The 21,449-nt window shown below is 63.9% G+C and carries 21 protein-coding genes; 14 read left to right on the forward strand and 7 right to left on the reverse strand.

The genetic code is table 11. The features are described from left to right. Positions 1-6 precede the first annotated feature (6 nt). Positions 7-216: a hypothetical protein gene (locus QCE58_RS24810; protein WP_008353754.1), complete on the reverse strand. Its 210-nt coding sequence runs from the start codon at positions 214-216 to the stop codon at positions 7-9. A gap of 172 nt (positions 217-388) precedes the next feature. On the opposite strand from QCE58_RS24810, the gene QCE58_RS24815 reads away from it, so the two are divergent. Next, complete coding sequence (locus QCE58_RS24815) at positions 389-1,612, forward strand: ROK family transcriptional regulator (RefSeq protein WP_175979148.1); 1,224 nt, start codon at positions 389-391, stop codon at positions 1,610-1,612. 1 nt (position 1,613) lies between these two features. On the opposite strand, the gene QCE58_RS24820 is transcribed toward QCE58_RS24815, so the two are convergent. Then, positions 1,614-2,237 carry a LysE family translocator gene (locus QCE58_RS24820; RefSeq protein ID WP_250521570.1) on the reverse strand — a complete coding sequence of 208 codons (624 nt, stop codon included), beginning with the start codon at positions 2,235-2,237 and terminating at the stop codon, positions 1,614-1,616. 129 nt (positions 2,238-2,366) lie between these two features. Here QCE58_RS24820 and QCE58_RS24825 point away from each other — a divergent pair, with 129 nt between their 5' ends. The 3 genes from QCE58_RS24825 (at position 2,367) to hutI (ending at position 5,880) form a co-directional block, all read left to right on the forward strand. Beyond that, complete coding sequence (locus QCE58_RS24825; protein ID WP_008353751.1) at positions 2,367-2,831, forward strand: Lrp/AsnC family transcriptional regulator; 465 nt, start codon at positions 2,367-2,369, stop codon at positions 2,829-2,831. Positions 2,832-2,986: 155 nt separating this feature from the next. Continuing rightward, positions 2,987-4,663 carry a urocanate hydratase gene (hutU, locus tag QCE58_RS24830; protein ID WP_250435582.1) on the forward strand — a complete coding sequence of 559 codons (1,677 nt, stop codon included), beginning with the start codon at positions 2,987-2,989 and terminating at the stop codon, positions 4,661-4,663. Continuing rightward, a complete protein-coding gene (gene hutI / locus QCE58_RS24835) occupies positions 4,660-5,880 on the forward strand; it encodes an imidazolonepropionase (protein WP_250521571.1) in 1,221 nt (406 codons plus the stop codon). Before hutU ends, hutI begins: the two co-directional genes overlap by 4 nt. A gap of 65 nt (positions 5,881-5,945) precedes the next feature. Here hutI and QCE58_RS24840 read toward each other — a convergent pair whose 3' ends face one another. Further along, positions 5,946-6,197, reverse strand: a complete 252-nt coding sequence (locus tag QCE58_RS24840; protein WP_008353746.1) for a GlsB/YeaQ/YmgE family stress response membrane protein — start codon at positions 6,195-6,197, stop codon at positions 5,946-5,948. Between the two features lie 204 nt (positions 6,198-6,401). Here QCE58_RS24840 and QCE58_RS24845 point away from each other — a divergent pair, with 204 nt between their 5' ends. Next, positions 6,402-6,890: a hypothetical protein gene (locus tag QCE58_RS24845; protein ID WP_008353745.1), complete on the forward strand. Its 489-nt coding sequence runs from the start codon at positions 6,402-6,404 to the stop codon at positions 6,888-6,890. A gap of 97 nt (positions 6,891-6,987) precedes the next feature. On the opposite strand, the gene QCE58_RS24850 is transcribed toward QCE58_RS24845, so the two are convergent. Then, the gene (locus QCE58_RS24850) at positions 6,988-8,802 is read right to left on the reverse strand and encodes an OmpA family protein (protein WP_250521572.1); all 1,815 of its coding nucleotides are present in this window, start codon (positions 8,800-8,802) and stop codon (positions 6,988-6,990) included. Between the two features lie 140 nt (positions 8,803-8,942). Continuing rightward, positions 8,943-9,179 carry a hypothetical protein gene (locus tag QCE58_RS24855; RefSeq protein WP_008353743.1) on the reverse strand — a complete coding sequence of 79 codons (237 nt, stop codon included), beginning with the start codon at positions 9,177-9,179 and terminating at the stop codon, positions 8,943-8,945. Positions 9,180-9,329: 150 nt separating this feature from the next. On the opposite strand from QCE58_RS24855, the gene QCE58_RS24860 reads away from it, so the two are divergent. Next, positions 9,330-9,626: a YciI-like protein gene (locus QCE58_RS24860; RefSeq protein WP_008353742.1), complete on the forward strand. Its 297-nt coding sequence runs from the start codon at positions 9,330-9,332 to the stop codon at positions 9,624-9,626. 13 nt (positions 9,627-9,639) lie between these two features. Here the strand turns inward: QCE58_RS24860 and QCE58_RS24865 are convergent, their stop codons facing one another. Both QCE58_RS24865 and QCE58_RS24870 read right to left on the reverse strand, forming a co-directional pair. Continuing rightward, complete coding sequence (locus tag QCE58_RS24865; RefSeq protein WP_033536340.1) at positions 9,640-10,632, reverse strand: LysR family transcriptional regulator; 993 nt, start codon at positions 10,630-10,632, stop codon at positions 9,640-9,642. A gap of 187 nt (positions 10,633-10,819) precedes the next feature. After that, the gene (locus QCE58_RS24870) at positions 10,820-12,085 is read right to left on the reverse strand and encodes a mechanosensitive ion channel family protein (protein ID WP_250521573.1); all 1,266 of its coding nucleotides are present in this window, start codon (positions 12,083-12,085) and stop codon (positions 10,820-10,822) included. 218 nt (positions 12,086-12,303) lie between these two features. Between QCE58_RS24870 and QCE58_RS24875 the strand changes: the two genes are divergently transcribed. From QCE58_RS24875 to QCE58_RS24910, 8 genes are read left to right on the forward strand one after another with little or no spacing between them, the layout of a single operon-like run. Further along, positions 12,304-13,278, forward strand: a complete 975-nt coding sequence (locus QCE58_RS24875; RefSeq protein WP_033536341.1) for a MurR/RpiR family transcriptional regulator — start codon at positions 12,304-12,306, stop codon at positions 13,276-13,278. Then, a complete protein-coding gene (locus QCE58_RS24880; RefSeq protein WP_008353738.1) occupies positions 13,275-14,249 on the forward strand; it encodes an isoaspartyl peptidase/L-asparaginase family protein in 975 nt (324 codons plus the stop codon). The genes QCE58_RS24875 and QCE58_RS24880 overlap by 4 nt, the downstream gene beginning before the upstream one ends. Then, the gene (locus QCE58_RS24885) at positions 14,246-16,138 is read left to right on the forward strand and encodes a dipeptide ABC transporter ATP-binding protein (RefSeq protein ID WP_008353736.1); all 1,893 of its coding nucleotides are present in this window, start codon (positions 14,246-14,248) and stop codon (positions 16,136-16,138) included. The genes QCE58_RS24880 and QCE58_RS24885 overlap by 4 nt, the downstream gene beginning before the upstream one ends. Positions 16,139-16,187: 49 nt before the next feature. Continuing rightward, on the forward strand, positions 16,188-17,738 hold the full coding sequence (gsiB, locus tag QCE58_RS24890) for a glutathione ABC transporter substrate-binding protein GsiB (RefSeq protein WP_250521574.1): 1,551 nt from the start codon (positions 16,188-16,190) through the stop codon (positions 17,736-17,738). A gap of 46 nt (positions 17,739-17,784) precedes the next feature. Then, positions 17,785-18,705 (forward strand): glutathione ABC transporter permease GsiC, encoded by a 921-nt coding sequence (gene gsiC, locus QCE58_RS24895; protein ID WP_008353734.1) that lies wholly within the window; start codon positions 17,785-17,787, stop codon positions 18,703-18,705. A gap of 7 nt (positions 18,706-18,712) precedes the next feature. After that, the gene (gsiD, locus tag QCE58_RS24900) at positions 18,713-19,603 is read left to right on the forward strand and encodes a glutathione ABC transporter permease GsiD (protein ID WP_250521575.1); all 891 of its coding nucleotides are present in this window, start codon (positions 18,713-18,715) and stop codon (positions 19,601-19,603) included. Next, complete coding sequence (locus tag QCE58_RS24905; protein ID WP_250521576.1) at positions 19,600-20,610, forward strand: P1 family peptidase; 1,011 nt, start codon at positions 19,600-19,602, stop codon at positions 20,608-20,610. The genes gsiD and QCE58_RS24905 overlap by 4 nt, the downstream gene beginning before the upstream one ends. Continuing rightward, positions 20,607-21,425 carry a M55 family metallopeptidase gene (locus QCE58_RS24910; protein WP_250435600.1) on the forward strand — a complete coding sequence of 273 codons (819 nt, stop codon included), beginning with the start codon at positions 20,607-20,609 and terminating at the stop codon, positions 21,423-21,425. Before QCE58_RS24905 ends, QCE58_RS24910 begins: the two co-directional genes overlap by 4 nt. The last annotated feature ends 24 nt before the right edge of the window (positions 21,426-21,449 follow it).

Raw genomic sequence — 21,449 nt, forward strand, 5'->3', positions numbered from 1 at the left:
CGCGCGTCAAGCCGTCTTCATCTCGTTCAAAATCTTCGCCGCCGCGATGGGAATGCGCGTGTCTTCCCATTGCGCGAGCCATTGAATCTCCTTGCGCGTGAAATAGCCGGGATGGTTGCGCAGCGCGAACTGCAAAGAATCGACGATGTGATCGCGAATGATTTGCGGCGCGTTTTCGTCGTTGACGATCGCGTGAAGGGCTTCCAGGGTGCTCATGTTTTCGATAAGACGAGGTTGATCGGCGATGACGCTCTCCCGAACATAACCGACTAAAAATCCGGAAAAAATTCGGCGCGGATGTTTAAATAAAAGGACTCGAATTAATCCAGCGGGGACAAACACATGAATCGCTCACGGCGCGCACGCTCGCGCCACGAGGCACGCGCCGATGTCTGAGCGGCCCGCGCACAAAGCTTCGATGCACTCCATCGGCTCGAATCAACTGGGCATGCGCCAGTTCAACGAGCGCATCGTCTTGCAGGCAATCCGCCTGCATGGCGCGCTGCCGAAGGCCGATGTCGCGCGCATGACGCGCCTGTCGATGCAGACGGTTTCGCTGATCGTCGATCATCTGATCGAAGACGGCCTGCTCGCTAAAGAGCCGCGTTCGCGCGTGCGCGGGCGCATCGGGCAACCGTCGGTGCCGATTTCGCTGCGCGCGGACGGCGCGTTTTCCATCGGCGTGAAAGTGGGGCGGCGCAGCCTCGACGTGCTGTCGATGGACTTCGCCGGCAACGTGCGCACGCGCGAAACGCTGGAGTATCCATATCCGGATCCGCATACGCTGTTTCCCGCGCTGGAAGAGCGGCTCGCGCGCGTCACCGCCGCGCTCGGCGACGACGCGCGCAAGATCGCGGGCATCGGTGTCGCGGCGCCGTTGTGGATCGGCGGCTGGCGCGATTTCTTCGACACGCCGCCCGACGCGCTCGCGGCGTGGGACGACATCGACATCCGCGCGCGCATCGAAGCGATGACCGCGCTGCCGGTCGAATTCGCGAAGGACACGACCGCCGCGTGCGCCGCCGAACTCGTGATGGGCCAGGGGCGCGGGCTGCGCGATTTCCTGTATGTGTTCATCGGGACGTTCATCGGCGGCGGGCTTGTCATCGATGGCCGATTGCACGCGGGACCGGGCGGGAATGCGGGCGCGATCGGATCGCTGCCGCTCGTCGGCGGAGGCAAAGGCAAGCGCGCCGGGCAGTTGCTCAACACGGCGTCGGTGTACGTGCTGGAAAAGGCGCTCGCCGCGGCGGGCGCGCCGGCCGCCGCGGCGCACGATGAGCGCGCGTGGTCGCCGGAGTGGCGCGCGCTGTCGGAAGCGTGGATGCGCGAGACGTGTCCCGCGATCGCGACGGGCATCGCGTCGTCGGCTGCATTGCTCGATCTCGAAGCCGTGGTGATCGACGGTGAAATCGACCGGAATCTGCTGCGCGAAGTCATTGGCCGCACCGATGCGGCGCTCGGCAACTTCGACTGGCAAGGCATGACGCGGCCGCGTCTCGTCGAAGGGCAGATCGGCCCCGACGCCCGCGCGATGGGCGGCGCGATCCTGCCGCTTTACGCGCACTTCGCGCCGAAGCACGAGCTCTTTCTGAAGCCGCTCGACGTCTGAATCATTCGAGCGAAAGGCGCGCCGCGAATGCGAGCAGCGCCGCGGAGAACGTCCAGCGCTGCACCGTCTGCGCTTTCGGATGACGGCGCAGCCAGCCGGAGATACGCACCGCGCCCGCCGCGAGCGTCAGGTCGAACGCGACGCCGACAACGACCAGCACGACGCCCAATTCCACCACTTGCGACCAGACCGGCCCCGTCTCCGGCCGCACGAATTGCGGCAGCAGCACGGAGCAGAACAGCAGCGCCTTCGGATTGAGGATGCTGCTCAGAATGCCTTTCGCGTAGGCAGAGCGCAGCGTGGATGCAGTGTGTCCGGATGCGGCTTCGAGTCCGAAAGCGGGCGAGCGGAAGATCTGGATCGCCACGTACGAGAGATATAGGCCACCCGCGATACGCACGCCGTCGTAAAGCCACGGCGCGCTGCGCAAAAGTGCTGCAACGCCGAGCGACGACAGCGTGACGTGCGTCGCGCGTGCCGTGGCGAGACCGGCGGCGACGGCGAGTCCGTGGCGGAATCCGCGCGTGCCGCTCGTCTGCAGCACGAGCGCCATGTCCGGTCCGGGCAGCGCGTAGACGACCGCGAGCGCGCCGATGAAAACCCAAAGCAAGTGTGCCGAAACCATGATGCGCTCCTGTTCAGAAGGCTTTATCGTGCCACTTCGGAAAGAGCGATTTATGGTCTTTTGAGGCGATTTTGCGAGTCGGGTTGCAGCTTTCCTCTAAGATCAGAAGAGTTTAAAGGGGATAGCACCATGACTGAAATCGACCGCATCGATCGCGCGATGCTTGCTGCGCTCCAACACGACGGCCGCATGCCCGTCGCGAAACTGGCCGAGCGCGTCGGCCTGAGCGAAACGCCGTGCGCGCGCCGTCTCAGGCGTCTCGAAAGCGAGGGATTCATCGACGGCTATCGCGCCGTGCTGTCGCGCAAGGCGCTGGAACTGGGCGTCGTCGCGTTCGCGCAGGTGCGCTTCAGCGTGCACGACCGCGCGCTCTCGGATCGCTTCGAGCGCGAAATTCAGGGCATTGCCCGCATCGTGTCGTGCCACAACATTTCGGGGACGGCGGATTATCTGCTTCAGATCATCGCGCGCGATCTCGACGAATACGGCATCTTCATGCGCGACGTGCTGCGGACTTTGCCGGGCGTCACCGCCGTGGAATCGATGCTCTCGCTGCGTGAAGTCAAACGCGACAGCGGGCTTCCCCTGCCGTGAAGATTGTCTAGACAAGGAGCGACATCGCTCGAATGGGAAGCCTCGGGATTCCCCTAATACAACGTAAGTTGTATATACAAGAAGATGAAGTGAACTCGACGCGGGTTGTCGTTCGCGTCTGTCCACACTCACTTCTTGATGCGCAGGAGCAATCCGTGACTTCGACTTCCCGTTTTCGCGACACCGAGATCCGCGCGCCGCGCGGCACGCAACTCAGCGCAAAGAGCTGGCTGACTGAAGCGCCGCTGCGCATGTTGATGAACAATCTCGATCCCGAAGTGGCCGAGAATCCGAAGGAACTGGTCGTGTACGGCGGCATCGGCCGGGCGGCGCGCGACTGGGCGTGCTACGACAAGATCGTCGAAACGCTGAAGCGTCTGGAAGCGGACGAGACGCTGCTCGTCCAGTCGGGCAAGCCAGTCGGCGTGTTCAAGACGCACGAAAACGCGCCGCGCGTGCTGATCGCGAATTCGAACCTCGTGCCGCACTGGGCGAACTGGGAGCACTTCAACGAGCTCGACGCGAAAGGTCTCGCGATGTACGGCCAGATGACCGCTGGAAGCTGGATCTATATCGGCAGTCAGGGCATCGTGCAGGGCACGTATGAAACCTTCGTCGAGGCCGGGCGACAGCATTACGGCGGCGATCTCAAAGGCCGCTGGGTGCTTACCGCCGGTCTCGGCGGCATGGGCGGCGCGCAGCCGCTCGCGGCGACGCTCGCGCTCGCGTGTTCGCTGAACATCGAATGTCAGCAGAGCCGCATCGATTTCCGTCTGAAGACGCGTTACGTCGACGAACAGGCGACCGATCTCGACGACGCCCTCGCGCGCATCCGGCGCTACACGTCCGAAGGCCGCGCGATCTCCATCGCACTGTGCGCGAACGCGGCGGACGTGCTGCCCGAACTTGTGCGTCGCGGCGTTCGGCCGGACTTGGTCACCGATCAGACCAGCGCGCACGATCCGCTCAATGGCTATCTGCCGAAAGGCTGGACGTGGGCGCAGTATCGCGATCGCGCGCAAAGCGATCCCGCGGCGACCGTCAGGGCCGCGAAGCAATCGATGGCGGAGCACGTCCGCGCGATGCTCGCGTTCCGCGAACAGGGCGTGCCGACCTTCGACTACGGCAACAACATCCGCCAGATGGCCAAGGAAGAGGGCGTCGAGAACGCGTTCGACTTCCCGGGCTTCGTGCCGGCGTATATCCGGCCGCTCTTCTGCCGCGGCGTCGGGCCGTTCCGCTGGGCCGCGCTGTCGGGCAATCCCGAGGACATCTACAAGACCGATGCGAAGGTGAAGGAGATCATCGCCGATGACGCGCATCTGCATCGCTGGCTCGACATGGCGCGTGAGCGGATCAGTTTTCAGGGCTTGCCGGCGCGCATCTGCTGGGTCGGCCTCGGGCTGCGCGCGAAGCTCGGCCTGGCGTTCAACGAGATGGTGCGCAACGGCGAATTGTCGGCGCCGGTCGTGATCGGCCGCGACCATCTCGATTCCGGCTCCGTCGCGAGCCCGAATCGCGAAACCGAAGCGATGCAGGACGGCTCGGACGCCGTGTCCGACTGGCCGCTGCTCAACGCGCTGCTGAACACGGCGAGCGGCGCGACGTGGGTGTCGATCCACCACGGCGGCGGCGTCGGCATGGGCTTTTCGCAGCACGCGGGCGTCGTGATCGTCTGCGACGGGAGTCGTGAAGCCGATGCACGCATCGCGCGCGTGCTGCACAACGATCCGGCGACGGGCGTCATGCGCCATGCCGATGCCGGTTACGACATCGCGATCGAATGCGCGCGCGATCAAGGCCTCGATCTGCCGATGATCGACAAGCGATGAAAAAGCTCTGGCAACACTGCCACGCCGCGACGATGGCCGGCGGCAAGTATTCGGTCATCGACGACGCGGCGATCCTGACCGATGGCGCGCGCATCGAGTGGATCGGACCGCGCGCGGCCGCGCCGGATATCGGCGAATGCGAACGTGTCGAACTCGATGGCGCGTGGGTGACGCCGGGTCTGATCGACTGTCACACGCATCTGGTTTTCGGCGGCGATCGCAGCGGCGAATTCGAGGAGCGGCTCGAAGGCGTGAGCTACGCGGAGATCGCGGCGCGCGGCGGCGGCATCGCGAGTACGGTGCGCGCGACGCGCGAAGCCAGCGAAGACGCGCTGTTCAAAGCGGCGAAAACGCGCGCGCTCGGCCTGCTGCGCGAAGGCGTGACCACGCTCGAAGTGAAGTCAGGCTACGGGCTCGACCTCGCGAACGAGCGGAAGATGCTCGCCGTCGCGCGTCGTCTCGGCGAAGCGCTGCCGCTGACCGTGCGCGCGACCTGCCTCGCCGCGCACGCGTTGCCACCCGAGTACGCGAATCGCGCGGATGACTATATCGCCCATATCTGCGATGAGATGCTGCCAGCGCTCGTCGAAGAAGGCCTGGTCGATGCCGTCGATGCGTTTTGCGAGCACATCGCGTTCTCCACGGAGCAAGTCGAGCGCGTGTTCCGATGCGCGCGCGATCTCGGCGTGCCAGTCAAAGCGCACGCCGAGCAGTTGTCGTCCTTGCATGGATCGTCGCTGGCGGCGCGGTATCGGGCGTTGTCGGCGGATCATCTCGAATACATGACCGAGGACGACGCCATCGCGATGGCGCAATCCGGCACCGTCGCCGTGCTTTTGCCGGGCGCGTTTTACATGTTGCGTGAAACGCAGTTGCCGCCCATCGACGCACTGCGGCGGCATCGTGTGCCGATCGCGCTCGCGAGCGATCTGAATCCGGGAACGTCGCCCGCGCTTTCGCTGCGCATGATGCTCAACATGGCCTGCACGCTCTTTCGCCTGACGCCCGAAGAAGCGCTCGCCGGCGTGACCTTGCATGCGGCAAAGGCGCTCGGCTTGCACGCGACGCACGGATCGCTCGAAGCGGGCAAGACCGCCGATTTCGTCGCCTGGCGCATCGGCAGGCCGGCCGAGCTTTCCTACTGGCTCGGCGGCGCGCTCCCGAACCGCGTCGTGCGGGGCGGTGCGGAGGTCGATATCGAGCGCATCGCCCGATGAAACAAACGCCTCGTCCGAACCGGAACGAGGCGTTTCACCAAGAAAAGAAACGATGAGGCGCGGCGTTACGTGCGCTTGCGGATCATTCCCCAGACGACGAGCAGGATGATTGCGCCGATCACCGAGGCGATCCAACCCGCCGGTTGTCCCGGCTGATACCAGCCGAGCGCCCGGCCGACGTACCCCGCGATCAGCGATCCGGCGATGCCGAGGACGATGGTCATGATCCAGCCCATGCTGTCGTCGCCCGGCTTCAGTGCGCGTGCGATGAGACCGACGACGAGTCCGACGATCAAAGTACCGATAAATGCAAGCATGCGGTCGCTCCTTGACTAAGTTTTACGGCGTTTTGATTGCGTTTGCGGAAGGATTCCGGACGATCCGGTACATCCAAAGTAGCACGGCGCAATGCGTTTGGATATGACACTGGCCGTTCGGCTAACCCGTGGAGCACGAACGATGCCGCGTCCCGCCCCAAGGTAAAATTCGTCGCATTGCCTCTCTGCATGCGTTGCTACGATATGACCGATTCCGAATTCCCCTCCACCGACGAAGCCATCCACGAAGACCGCCTCTGGCGCGACGACGGCTGGACCGCGCGCGTCATCAAGAACGAGGACGACGACGGCTGGGCCGTCGAGATGATCCAGGCGGGCGAGGCGGAACCCGCGCTCGTCGGCCCGTGGACAATGGGCCGCGACAAGAAAAATCCGAAGCCGCTCGATGCAGGCGCGTTCCGCACGCTCGTCAAGACGGCGTCGGAAGTGTTGCGTCGCCATGAACAGCAACGTCATGCGATGTTGAACAAGAACGTCACCATCGACGTGCGGGGTGAGGACATCACCGTCACGCTGGAGATCGTTCCGGATGAAGACGATCCCTACGCCAATCTCAAAGCCTTCGATGCGTACGGCGCGCAGCTCGCGTTCGTGCGTGTGTCGCCGGCGTTCAAGCTCAGCAAGGCGAGCGCCGAACGCTGGGCCGAGAACGATTTCGCCAAGCCGAACTGAATCGGCTGCAGACCGCGCATGGCGCGGGCACAAATAGAAACGCCGTCGCGCTTTCGTGCGACGGCGTTTGAAGAAATCTTGCGAGTCGAAGCGGCGCTCAGCCCTTTCTGACGACGAACTCGATTCGGCGATTCGCGAAACGTCCGCTGGCAGTATCGTTGTCGGCGATCGGATTGGCGTCGCCGTAGCCCGCTGCCGTGAGCGATTGCGGCGGCACGCCGTTACGCACGAGGAAGCCTCGGACCGCCTGAGCGCGTTCCTTTGACACTTCCAGCTTGGCCGCCGCTCCGCCCTGGGCATCCGAATAACCCGCGATTTCGAGATTCACCATCGAACCCTTGGCTGCGCAGTTCTTGAGCAGCTGCGCCGTCTCGCCGAGCGTGGCGTAGGCGCTTTCCGGCACCTGCGCACTCGAACGCTCGAAATTGACAACCTGAAGGTCGAGCACGCGCGTCAGCTTGTCGCCGGAGCAAGGCGTGTCCGTGGCGAGCAGGCTCTTTAGCGCGCTGCGAAAGGATCGTGTCGCCGTGGCGACCGCGCCGTCCACGTCGAACGCCGCGACCTGGAACATGCCGCCGAGCGAGCTTCTCATCCTATCGACCCAGCCGAGCTTCGCGTTTGCGGCCGCGCCGCTCAGTTCCACCTTCGAGCCGGTGATCTTGGCTTCCGCGCCGGGCACGGCCATGAGCGGGAAGAAGTCGCTCAGACGCGAAAGCCAGGCTGCCGGGCGTGTTTCGGCAACGACGGAAATATCAGCCGTGTAGGCTTTGCCGAAGCGAGCCGTCAATGCGTCGATGAGATGCTTCTTCTCTGCTTCGGTGCCGACCGTCGCCTCGATCGCCGGGACGCCCGCCGAGTTGACGCTGAACAGCAACTGCGCGTCTTTCCATGAAGCCGGCGCCGCTTTCATTGCCGAGGCCGATTGCGGTGCTGCCGCCGTGTTGGCTGACGCATCGATGGATGACACGGCCGGCGTTTCATCGCTGACCGGCGAGACCGATGGCGTCGCGGAGGAAGCCTGCGTCGACGCATCGGCGACCGGCTGCGTGGCTGGCGCGGCGCTCAGATCGACGCTTTCGCCATGCGTGAAGCCACGGTAATAGACGAGCGCGAGGACGACGGCCAACACAGCGAAAAGCAGCCAGATCCACTTGTTCGAACGCTTCTCCGCCGGCTTGCGAACCGGTGCGCGCATCGGCGGCGGCGAGGGGGGCAAGGACGGCGCGGGCTTGGGCGCCGAGGCGCTTTGCGTGACGGCTTTCGCGACGGGTTCGGGCGCAAGCGCCACCGCGACGTCGCCGTCGATGCGCGGTTCGAGGCTCGATGCGACGGTATCGAGGCGCGGCGTGATACAACTGGTGAAGCCTTCGGTGTTGCCAACGCCGATGGCCGTCGCGACCGCGTTCGACATCGACGAATTGATCTCGCCGACCTGATCGCGCAGGAGCTTGGGCACCTGCGGCAGTCCCCACTGTGCAAGCAGGAAGTGGCGTTTCATGACGCCGAACAGCACGGCCGCCACGATGCCGGCGAGCGCCGACGTCGCTTGCGTCGGAACGCCGGTTTCTGCCGAGACGGCGTCGGTCAGGGCATCGACACGCTGGCCCGTCGCGAGCGCGGCAAGCGAGTGCCCGGTGGTTTCGAGCTGCTTGAGCCCGCCGGTGGTGGCGATCAGCTTTGAGAACTGTTCCGCGATGTAGGCGTTGGTCTCCGGCTGCATGATGACGGCGTAGACCGACTGCGAGCCGGGCACGAGCGTCGCCCGGTCCATGAGCGAGGCGACGAGTCCGGGCGCGATGCGCGCCGCGAGTTGCCGGACCATTTGCCCAGGTATGCCGAACTGCTGCGACAACTGCTCCGCGACGTTTTCCGAGATCGCGGCGTTGACCGCCTGGACCAGATTGATGCTCATCGACTGAATTTCCTTTCTACATGAGCGCTTAACGCAAGCGCAGAAGCGCAGCGGATTCTATATGCACAGTTATCCTAAAAAGAATCGTGCAAACTTCTTTACAAAAACGGTGCTTCGATGCGACTTGCCTTACGCTTTTTTTAGCGTGCAAGCGGGCTCATTTGCGAGAAAAATTTGAGAATCCGCTTGCAGGCGATGCCGAGCCACGACGGTTCGGCGGGCGCGGTTTCCGCGCTTTTCACGGACAGCGCGACGAGCGACAGCATGGAATGAGACTGGATGAGCGTGCGATACGAAGCGTCGAGCGGCGACGTCCACGCGCACGAGCGGCAATCGTGCTTCGCGCACATATTGCAGGGAGGTTGATCGCGGTTCATGGCAGAGTCCTTTACAAGTATCCGCTCATGATCTTCGATACGGGATCGCAAGGCGATCAGAGCCTTCCGATTGAACTCTTGGTTTTATTTTCGGAAATAGGACAAACTAGCTTGATAAATCCGGCACTGTTCGCACCAAAGGAGATGGCGATGCACTACCTGTTGATTTACGAACTTCGGTCTGACTATCTGGAGCGCCGCGCGCAGTTTCGCGATGAACATCTGGCGCTCGCGTGGGCGGCGGTCGAACGGGGCGAAATCGTGCTCGCCGGCGCGCTCGATGCACCCACCGATCGCGCGATGCTGCTGTTTCACAGCGAATCGCCCGCCGCCGCCGAAGATTTCGCGAAGAACGATCCTTACGTGACGAACGGGCTGGTGGAGCGTTGGGAAGTGCGCAAGTGGAACACGGTCGTGGGCGCGAACGCAGCCACGCCCGTGCGATAGCGCGACGCGAAGATCACGCGTCGGCGGTTTCTTCCTCCGGCCGGTCCCGCCGCGAGGAACCGCGCCGCTGCGCCGAGCGATACAGGCTCGTCAACGTATCGTCGATCTGTTGCGAACGCTCGAAGAGCGTCGCGAGCCAGTCGACGAACGCGGATACGCGCGGCGTCGCCTGACGGCTCTTCAGGAACGCCACCGACACCTTGAGCGGCGGCGATTTCCATTGCGGCAGCACTTCGCGCAACTGTCCCGAGCGCAGATAAGGCTGCGCCGCGATCCGCAGCGGCTGAATGAGCCCGAGCCCTTCGACGCCGCACGCGAGGTACGCGTGCTCGTCCGCGACCTGAACGAAACCGCGCATCTTCATCGTGACGGCTTCGCCGTCGACAGCGAAATCGAAATCGGCCGGGCGCCCGCTTTTCTCGGCAAGACAGTTCACCGCGACGTGCTGCGCGAGCTCGTCGAGCGTTTCCGGCGTGCCGTGCTTCTCCAGATACGCGGGACTCGCGCACGTCACCTGTTCGAGCATGCCGAGCCGGCGCGCGATCAATCCGGAATCGGGCAATTCGCCGAGCTGCACGCTGCAATCGACGCCTTCGCCGACGAGATCCACATTGCGATTGCCGATGCCGATCGACAGTTCGATCTGCGGATAGCGCGCGTGGAACTCCGGCAGCGCGGGCACGACGATCGACGTCGCGACGGTATCCGGCATTTCGACGCGCAGCCGTCCGCGCAGGCGCTCTTCGCCCGCGCCGAAACCGGATTCGAGCTCGTCGATATCGGCGAGAATTTGCGCGCAGCGCTCGTAATAAGCGGCGCCGTCGACGGTGAGATTCAGGCGCCGCGTCGTGCGTGCGAGCAATTGCACGCCGACTAGCGCTTCGAGTTGTTGCACGGTCGTCGAAACACTCGCGCGCGGCATGCCGAGCGACTCGGCGGCGCGCGTGAAACTGTTCGTATCGACGACACGCGTAAAGACACGCATGGCATGGACGCGATCGATCACGTTGAGTTTTCCTTTTATGACGATTGAATGGCGATGCGCGAGAAAAAACGACTTCACCGCGGCTACGAAACCGCGGAAAAAAGGCGCATCGGCGATGGTTGAATCGTACGGACGGGAAGCGTCAACGTGAATACACAAAAATGGCGGATTCTTGCCTGATTCTTTTCGACGGCGAATCCTGCGCGCGTCACAGCATCGGCATTTCGCCGCGCAGGCGGCCCGCGACGCCCGAGAAGTCGCTGCCCGACGGCGCCTGATAAAGCCGCAGGCCCATCTCGGGAAGGATCGAGAGCAGATGATCGAAGACGTCGCCCTGAATGCGCTCGTATTGCGTCCACGCGGTCGTCGCGGTGAAGCAATTAACCTCGACAGGGATGCCGTCCGATTGCGGCTCCATCATTCGCACCATGATCGCCATGTCCTGGCGAATCTCCGGATGGCGCTGCAAAAACGCAAGCCCGTACGCGCGGAACGTGCCGATGTTCGTGAGCCGCCGCCGGTTCGCGGGCTCGTTCGCGAGTTCGCCGAGATTGCGGTTGGTTTGCTCCACCTCGGTCTGCTTCTGTTCCAGATAATCGTGCAGCAGGCGAAAGCGTTTCAGGCGCGCAGTCTCTTCCTCGGTGAGAAAGCGCACGCATTGCGCGTCGATACGCATCGTCCGCTTGATGCGCCGCCCGCCCGATTCGAACATGTGCCGATAGTTGCGATAGCTCTCCGAAAAGAGCTTGTAGGTCGGCACCGTGGTCACCGTGTTGTCCCAGTTCTGCACCTTGACGGTGTGCAGCGCGATGTCCTTCACGAAGCCATCGGCGGCGGCTTGCGGCATTTCGATCCAGTCGCCGATGCGCAGCATGTCGTTCGACGTCAGTTGCGTGCTCGCGACGAGCGACAGCAAGGTGTCCTTGAACACGAGCAGCAGCACGGCCGAGAGCGCGCCGAGACCGGAGAGCATCCAGAGCGGCGAACGGTCGATCAGTATCGACAGGACGAGCACGCCGCATACGAGCGCGAGTCCGAGCTTGCCGATCTGGATGTAGCCTTTGATCGAGCGTGTCTGCGCTTCCTTGCTTTCCGCATAAACGTCCTGCCACGCGGACAGGGCGCTGCCCGCGGCGAAGAACATGCAGATCCACGCGCCGCCGTGCGCGACGCGGCCGATGATCGTCGCCCAGTGACCGATGCGCGGCACTTCGTCGATGCCGAGCGCGACCGTCGCGAACGGCACCGCATACCAAAGCCGGTGATAAGCGCGATGCTTGATGAACGCGCGGTCCCACTTCTGATGCCCCGCGAGCACGAGCAGGCGATGCGCGACATGGAGCACGATGCGGGCCACGACCCATTGCACGAAGAGCGCGATCAGCGCGAGCGCGACGAGACCCGCGACCGTTTGCGCCCACGGATGAATGGCGAGCAGATGCGGCAGCGGATCGGGCAGGAAATCGAAATTCATAGGGATCGTGGAGGACTGAAGACGCGCGATCTTGCATCGCGACGCGCTCCGTATTGTGCATGATCGTGCGCGTCCGAGGCATCGGATGCGGCCGAGTTGCGGGCCGTGGCGCGCCTTATCGAAAACCCGAGTTCGATGAAAATGAATTTTTTTTGGCCGGATTTTCGAGTAAATATACTTTCATCGCGTTCAATCGCCATGAGGGCGCAGCGCATTTCATGTCCCGTTCACTATCGGTCCGTGCGCCGGCGAGCGCCGACGATCTGATCTCCGCGCGCATCGCGGCGGCCATGCCGACGCTCACGCCGATCCATCGGCGCATGGGGGCGTTCGTGCTCGCGAACCTGTTCCGCTCGGCGACGATGCGTATCGACGAACTGGCGGGCGCGGTGGGCGCGTCGGTGGCGACGGCGAACCGTTTTGCGCGCGCGCTCGGCTTCTCCGGCTATCCCGCGTTTCGCGAGGCGCTCGTGCGCGGCTTCGAGGCGACCATCGCGCCGGTCGAGCGCTTGCGCACCGCGCTCGAATCGCCGGCGAGCGGCGCCGAAGTATTCGATGCATCGCTTGCACAGGCGGCGGCGAATCTGCGTCTCGCGCAAACATCCGTCGATGGCGCGAGGGCCGAAGCGATCGTCGATACGATTCTCGCCGCGCCGCGCGTCTTCGTGATCGGCTACGGCGCGAGCGCGTTTCTCGCCGGCCTGATGGAGCACGGTCTCACGCCGTATTGCGCGAACGTGCAATCGCTCGCGCTGATGGGCGGGCCGTCGCACGCGGCGCGCAGGCTTTTCACGGCTTCGCGCGGCGATGTGCTCGTCGCGATCGCGTTCCCGCGCTATGTCGACGACACCATCACGCTTGCGCGGCTCGCGCGCGATCACGGGTTGCGCGTGGTCGCGTTGACGGACAGCGCCGCGTCGCCGCTCGCGCAGGTCGCCGATCTCGTGCTCGCGATCCGCGCCGAACGCAGGCTCGCGGCGAATTGCGATACCGCCGTGCTCGCCGTCATCGAAGCGCTGTGCGATGCGGTCGCGCATCGGGCGAAGCGTTCGGTGGAGGCGGCATCGGGATTGACCGAATTCGTGTTGCCGTGGCTCGTCGCCCCGGCGCTCGCCAAAGATGCGCGCGCCGCTCATACGACGCGCCGCACGACCGCGAAACGACACACTCACAGGGAACCGCGCGACTCATGAAGGTCACACCAGTCATTGCGATTCACGGCGGCGCGGGCACGCTCCTGCGCAGCGCGATGAACGCCGAAACGGAAGGGCGCTATCTCGCCGCGCTCACCGATATTCTCAGCGCGGCTCAGCGCGTGCTCGCCGATGGCGGCAGCGCGCTCGACGCCGTCACCGAAGCCGTGCGTCTGCTCGAAGACTGTCCGCTCTTCAACGCGGGGCACGGCGCGGTGTTCACGGCGGCCGGCACGCACGAACTCGACGCCTCCGTGATGGACGGCGCGACGCTCGAAGCGGGCGCGATCAGTTGCGTGACGCGCGTGAAGAACCCGGTGCTCGCCGCGCGCCGCGTGCTCGACGCGAGCGATCACGTCATGTTTACGGGCGCCGGCGCGGAAGCCTTCGCGCAGTCGCAGGGTCTCGAATTCGTCGATCCGTCGTACTTCTACACGGAAGCGCGCTTTCAGCAATGGCAGAAGGCGCGTGGCACGTCCGGCACCATGCTCGATCACGATGCGATGACGAAATTCGCCTTCGATAACGGCCCGGACGATCCTATCGATCCCGACAAGAAGTTCGGCACGGTCGGCGCGGTCGCGCTCGATTCGAACGGTCATCTCGCGGCGGCGACGTCGACGGGCGGCATCACGAACAAGCAGGCGGGTCGCGTCGGCGATGCGCCCCTGATCGGCGCGGGCTGCTATGCGAACGACGCGACGTGCGCGGTCTCCACGACGGGCACGGGCGAGATGTTCATCCGCATGCTCGCGGCGTATGACGTGTCGGCGCAGATGGAATATCGCGGCGTGTCGCTGGAAGAAGCATCGAACGATGTCGTGATGAACAAGCTGCCGCGCATCGAAGGACGCGGCGGACTCGTCGCCGTCGATGCGAAAGGCAACGTCGTGCTGCCGTTCAACACGGAAGGCATGTATCGCGGATTCGCGCGCGTGGGCGAAGCGCCCGTCACGGCGATCTATCGATGATGACGCTGCCCGAAGCGTGCGTCATCGACGTACACGGCCTGTCCGTGAATTTCCGCTCGCGCTCGCGCACCATCGAAGCGGTGCGCAACATCTCGTTTAGCGTCGACCGCGGCGAGACGCTTGCGATCGTCGGCGAATCGGGCTCGGGCAAGTCGGTCACGTCGCTCGCGCTCATGCGTCTCGTCGAGCATGGCGGCGGACAGATCGTGTCGGGCAGCATCGCGTTTCGCCGGCGCAACGGGCAAGTGCTCGATCTCGCGAAAGCATCGTCGGCGACGATGCGCGGCGTGCGCGGCGCGGACATCGCGATGATCTTCCAGGAGCCGATGACATCGCTCAATCCCGTGTTCACGGTCGGCGACCAGATCGCGGAAGCGATCGCGTTGCATCAAGGCAAGAGCCGTTCCGATGCGCGCGCCGAGGCATTGCGTCTGCTCGATCTCGTGCGGATTCCCGAGGCGAGGCGCGTGTTCGCGCGCTATCCGCATCAGTTGTCGGGCGGCATGCGCCAGCGCGTGATGATCGCGATGGCGCTCTCGTGCAAGCCCGCGCTCTTGATCGCCGATGAGCCGACGACCGCGCTCGACGTGACGATTCAGGCGCAGATCCTGCAACTCGTGCGCGGCTTGCAGGACGAGATGAACATGGGCGTGATCTTCATCACGCACGACATGGGCGTGGTCGCGGAAGTGGCCGATCGCGTGCTCGTCATGTATCGCGGCGAGAAGGTGGAAGAGGCGCCATCGGACGCGCTGTTTCATGCGCCGAAGCATCCGTACACGAAAGCGCTGCTCGCCGCCGTGCCGACGCTCGGCGCGATGCGCGGCACCGATCGTCCCGCGAAATTCCCGATCCTCGAAGTCGAGTCCGCCGACATCGCGCCCGACGATGCGAGCGCGTTGCGTCCGTCGGAAGCGGTCGAGAAGGAGAAGCAGCCCGCCGTCGATGAAGCCATTGAACCGATACTGCGCGTGCGCGATCTGGTCACGCGCTTTCCGGTGAAGAGCGGCCTCTTTGGCCGAACGACGGCGGCGGTGCACGCGGTCGAACGCGTGAGCTTCGACTTGCGGCCTGGCGAAACGCTTGCGCTCGTCGGCGAATCGGGTTGCGGCAAATCGACGACGGGACGTTCGCTGCTCAGGCTCGTCGAGAGCCAGAGCGGGTCCATCGAATTCGATGGACGCGATATCAGCAAGCTCGAAGGTCACGCGTTGCAGGCGCTCAGGCGCAATATCCAGTTCATTTTTCAGGACCCGTTCGCGTCGCTCAATCCGCGTCTGACCGTGGGCTTTTCGGTGATGGAACCGCTGCTCGTGCATGGCGTCGCGAGCGGAAGACAAGCACAGGCGCGGGTCGACTGGCTGCTCGACAAAGTGGGCTTGCCGCCCGAAGCCGCGCAACGTTATCCGCATGAATTCTCGGGTGGTCAGAGGCAGCGCATCGCGATTGCGCGCGCGCTCGCGTTGAACCCGAAAGTCGTGATCGCCGATGAATCCGTGTCCGCGCTCGATGTCTCCGTGCGCGCGCAGATCGTCAATCTGATGCTGGATTTGCAGCGCGAACTGGGCGTCGCGTATCTCTTCATTTCGCACGACATGGCGGTCGTGGAGCGCGTGAGTCATCGCGTGGCGGTGATGTATCTCGGGCAGATCGTCGAGATCGGGCCGCGCGCGGCGGTGTTCGAAGCGCCGCGTCATCCGTACACGCGCAAGCTGATGAGCGCGGTGCCGGTCGCCGATCCGTCGCGTCGGCACGCGAAGCGCATGCTCGCCGCCGACGAGATTCCAAGCCCGATCCGCAAGCTCGGCGATGAGCCGATCGTCGCAAAACTGGTTGCTGTCGGACCTGATCACTTTGTCGCCGAGCATCACGTTGGCGGCGCTTACTAAAAGCAATTCGAAGAGCACCTCGAAAAGCACTTCAACAAGGAGTCCAACGATGCCGTCCTTCAAATTGCGCGCGATGCTCGCAGCAAGCGCGTTCGCCACATTGACCGTTCTCGCGCCGGTCGCTGCGCACGCGCAAAGCACCGCCGTGATGGCCGTCGCCTCGACCTTCACGACGATGGATCCGTACGACGCCAACGACACGCTCTCGCAAGCCGTGGCGAAGTCGTTCTACGAAGGCTTGTTCGGTTTCGACAAGGACATGAAGATTCGCAACGTGCTCGCGACGAGCTACGAGGCGAGCCCCGACGCGAAGGTGTACACGATCCATCTGCGCAAGGACGTGAAGTTCCAGGACGGCACCGACTTCAACGCCGATGCGGTGAAGGCCGTCTTCGACCGCGTGACGAATCCGGACAACAAGCTGAAGCGCTACAACCTCTTCAACAAGATCGAGAAGACCGAAGTGGTCGATCCGTACACGGTGAAGATCACGCTGAAGATTCCGTTCTCGGCGTTCATCAACGTGCTCGCGCACCCGTCGGCGGTGATGATCTCGCCGACCGCGCTGCAGAAATACGGCAAGGACATCGCGTTCCATCCGGTCGGCACGGGGCCGTTCGAGTTCGTCGAATGGAAGCAGACCGACGACCTGAAAGTGAAGAAGTTCGCGGGCTACTGGCGCAAGGGCTTGCCGAAGATCGACATGATCGACTGGAAGCCCGTGGTCGATAACAACACGCGCGCCGCGCTCATGCAAACGGGCGAAGCGGACTTCGCGTTCTCGATTCCGTTCGAGCAGGCCGCGACGCTCAAGTCGAGTCCGAAGGTCGATCTGATCGCGGCGCCTTCGATCATTCAGCGCTACGTCAGCATGAATACGCTGCAGAAGCCCTTCGACAATCCGAAGGTGCGCGAGGCGATGAACTACGCGATCAACAAGGAAGCGCTCGTCAAGGTCGCGTTCGCGGGTTATGCCGTGCCGTCCGAAGGCGTCGTGCCGCCGGGCGTCGACTACGCGATGCCGAAGCTCGGACCGTGGAAATACGATCCCGCGAAGGCGCGCGAGCTGTTGAAGGAAGCCGGTTATCCGAACGGCTTCGAAACCGTGTTGTGGTCCGGCTATAACCACACGACCGCGCAGAAGATCATCCAGTTCGTGCAGCAGCAACTCGCGCAAGTGGGCGTGAAGGCATCGGTCGAAGCGCTCGAAGCGGGGCAGCGCGTGCAGCGCATCGAGAGCGCGCCCGATCCGAAGACCGCGCCGGTACGCATGCTCTACATCGGCTGGTCGTCGTCGACGGGCGAAGCGGACTGGGCGATCTCGCCGCTCCTGAGCGGCGGCTCGTTCCCGCCGAAGCTCTTCAACACGGCGTACTACAAGAACGATCAAGTCGATGACGATCTGCAAAAAGCGCTCGCGACGACCGATCGCAACGAGAAAGCGAAGCTCTACGCCGATGCGCAAAAACGCATCTGGGCCGATGCACCGTGGATCTTCCTCGTCACGGAAAAGGTCGTGTATGCGCGCAGCAAGCGCTTGTCGGGCGCATACGTGATGCCGGACGGCTCGTTCAACTTCGACGAAATCGCAATCAAGTGATGGACGACGGCCGGGCTTCATCGCCCGGCCTTATCTGACGAACACGATGCTCAACTTCATCGCCAAACGCCTGTTCGGATTGCTGCCGACACTCTTCATCGTCGCAGTGCTGGTGTTCTTCTTCGTGCACATGCTGCCGGGCGATCCCGCGCGTCTCGCAGCAGGCGCGGAAGCCGACGAAGCCACGGTCGCGCTCGTGCGCGCCGATCTCGGCCTCGACAAGCCGCTGCCGCAACAGCTCGTGAGCTTCTTCGGCAAGGTCGTGCACTTCGATTTCGGCATGTCCACGCGCAGCAAGCGGCCCGTGTCGACGGAAATTGCCGAGCGCTTCATGCCGACCTTGTGGCTCACGCTCGCGAGCATGGTATGGGCCGTGATCTTCGGCATGACCATCGGCATCGTGTCGGCGGTGTGGCGCAATCGCTGGCCCGATCGACTGGGCATGACGCTCGCGGTGTCGGGCATCTCGTTTCCGGCCTTCGCGCTCGGCATGCTGCTGATGGAAATCTTCTCGGTGAAGCTCGGCTGGCTGCCCATCGTCGATGACGGAACGTGGAAAGGCTACGTGCTGCCATCGATCACGCTGGGCGCGGCGGTGGCAGCCGTCATGGCGCGCTTCACGCGCGCGTCGTTCGTCGAAGTGCTCGGCGAGGACTTCGTGCGTACCGCGCGCGCCAAGGGCGTGCATGAGCCGATGGTCATCGTGAAGCACTGCCTGCGCAACGCGATGATTCCCGTCGTCACGATGATGGGCCTGCAATTCGGCTTTCTGCTCGGCGGCTCGATCGTCGTCGAGAAGGTGTTCAACTGGCCGGGCCTTGGCCGCCTGCTCGTCGATGCCGTCGAGATGCGCGACTATCCCGTGATTCAGGCAGAGGTGCTGCTGTTCTCGCTGGAGTTCATCGTGATCAATCTGATCGTGGACGTGCTGTACGCGATCATCAATCCGACCATTCGCTTCAAGTGAGGACGCGATGAGCGTGACAGCCGAAAGCGCGACAACCGCGCCGCAAGAGATCCGCACGCCGTGGACCGAGTTCTGGCGCAAGTTCAGGCGGCAACACATCGCGATGATCGCGGCCGTGTTCGTGCTGCTGCTGATCGTGATCGCGATCATCGCGCCGTACATCGCGCCGTATGACCCGGAAAACTACTTCGACTACGACGCCCTCAACGCCGGTCCTTCGGCTGCGCACTGGTTCGGCGTCGATGCTCTGGGCCGCGACATTCTGAGCCGCATACTCGTCGGCAGCCGCATATCGTTGACGGCGGGATTGCTCTCGGTCGTGCTCGGCGCGGTGATCGGCACGTTCTTCGGCTTGCTCGCGGGCTACTACGAACGATGGTGGGACCGCATCGTGATGCGTATCGCGGACGTGCTCTTCGCGTTTCCCGGCATTCTGCTCGCGATCGGCGTCGTCGCGATTCTCGGTAACGGCATGGTGAATGTCGTGTGCGCGGTCGCGATCTTCAGCATTCCCGCGTTCGCGCGGCTCGTGCGCGGCAATACGCTCGCGCTGAAGCATCTCACGTATATCGAGGCGGCCAAGAGCATCGGCGCCTCGGACTGGACGATACTCGCGCGGCACATTCTGCCCGGCACGATTTCATCGGTGGTCGTGTACTTCACGATGCGGATCGGCACGTCGATCATCACGGCCGCGAGCCTGTCGTTTCTCGGACTCGGCGCGCAGCCGCCGACGCCCGAGTGGGGCGCGATGCTCAACGAAGCGCGCGCCGACATGGCGATGGCGCCGCATGTCGCCATCTTCCCGAGTCTCGCGATCTTCTTCACGGTGCTCGCGTTCAATCTGCTCGGCGACGGCCTGCGCGACGCGCTCGATCCGAAGCTCGACCGGCCATGATGCACATCGGCTCGCTCGTCGCGGGGCCGCGCGGCACGATCGCGGATGTCGCGGGCGTGACGGTCGGTCATTGCACGCTTGCGCAAGGCGCGGTGCAGACCGGCGTCACGGTGATTCGTCCGCATGACGGCGACGTGTATCGCGACAAGGTGCCCGCTGCGGCGTGCGTCATCAACGGGTTCGGCAAGAGCGTCGGGCTCGTTCAGGTCGACGAGCTCGGCGTGATCGAAACGCCGATCGCGCTGACCAACACGTTCGGCGTCGGCACGCTCGCCAATGCGCAGATTCGCGCGGCCATTGCTGCGAATCCGCGCATCGGACGCGAAGACCCGAGCGTGAATCCGCTCGTGTTCGAATGCAACGATGGCTATCTCAACGACATGCAGGCGCTCGCGATTCACGAAGCGCACTACACGAGCGCACTCGATGCGTGCAGTGTCGAGTTCGAGCGCGGCGCGGTCGGCGCCGGGCGGGGCATGTCGTGCTTCGAACTGAAGGGCGGCATGGGTTCGGCTTCGCGTGTGGTGCATATCGGCGGCGACGCTTATACGACGGGCGCGCTCGTGCTCGCCAATTTCGGCAAGCTGCAGCAATTGATTGTCGAAGGCGAAGCGCTCGGTCGCAAACTTCAATCGAGCGTCGATGAGAAGCCCGAGCAAGGATCGATCATCATGTTGATCGCCACCGATGCGCCGCTCGATGCACGTCAGTTGCGCCGTCTCGCGATGCGCGCCGCGGCCGGTCTCGCACGCACCGGATCGGTCTTCGGACACGGCAGCGGCGACATCTCGCTCGCCTTCACGACCGCGTACACCGTGCCGCACGATGCAGACTTCATCGCGATGCCGCCGCTCATCAACGACGCGCGTCTCGATCCGCTGTTTCAAGCCGCCGCCGATGCCACCGAACAGGCGATCCTCGATGCGCTTTACAGCGCGGAAACGGTCGCCGGGCGCAACGGTCATCGGCGCATCTCACTCAAGGACGCATTGAGAACACGACCATGAAAGTGCTGATCTCGGTGGATATCGAAGGCATCGCGGGCGTGTTTCATCCGGAGCAGACGCGCGCCGGCAACACGGAATACGAACAGGCGCGCCGCTGGATGTCGCGCGAAGCCGATGCGGCCGCGCAAGGTGCATTCGATGGCGGCGCGACGCAAGTCTGGATCAACGATTCGCATGGCGGCTTTCGCAATCTGATGCCCGATCTCATCGATCAACGCGCGCGGCTCGTGCTCGGCAAGCCGCGCACGCTCGGCATGATGGCGGGACTGGAAGCATCGCCGGAAATCGTGTTCATGATCGGCTATCACGCGCGCGCGCAAAGCCGCGGCATTCTCGCGCATACGATCAACAGCGCGGCCTTTGCGCGCGTCATGCTCGACGGCGAGGAAGTGGGCGAGGCCGGACTCTATGGGCGGCTTGCCGAGGAACGCGGCGCACGCGTCGCGCTGCTGACCGGCGACGACGTGTTCGGCGCCGAAACGCTGCCCGCATTCCCAGGCGCGCGCTTTCTCTGCGTGAAGACGGCGCACGGCTATTCGAGCGGTGTCACCGAAACGCCCGCCGCAGCGTGCGAGGCGATCCGGCTCGCCGCGCGCGAAACGATCGAAACGTCTTCCGGACATGCCCGCCGTCCGGCGATCACGGAACACCGCTGCGAGTTGCGCGCGCAAACGAGCGCATTCGCCGATCTCTTCTGCCAATGGCCGACGCTCGAACGCATCGATGCCGTGACGCTCGCTTTCGATGCGCCTTCGATGGAGCATGTCGTGCGGATACTCAATTGCCTTTCGGCAATGTCTTTCATGATACGGTGAGTGGTTGAACCAGGCGCTTCGAGT

Origin of the sequence: Caballeronia sp. LZ028 (assembly GCF_031451415.1) — a bacterium.
Lineage (GTDB): Bacteria > Pseudomonadota > Gammaproteobacteria > Burkholderiales > Burkholderiaceae > Caballeronia > Caballeronia zhejiangensis.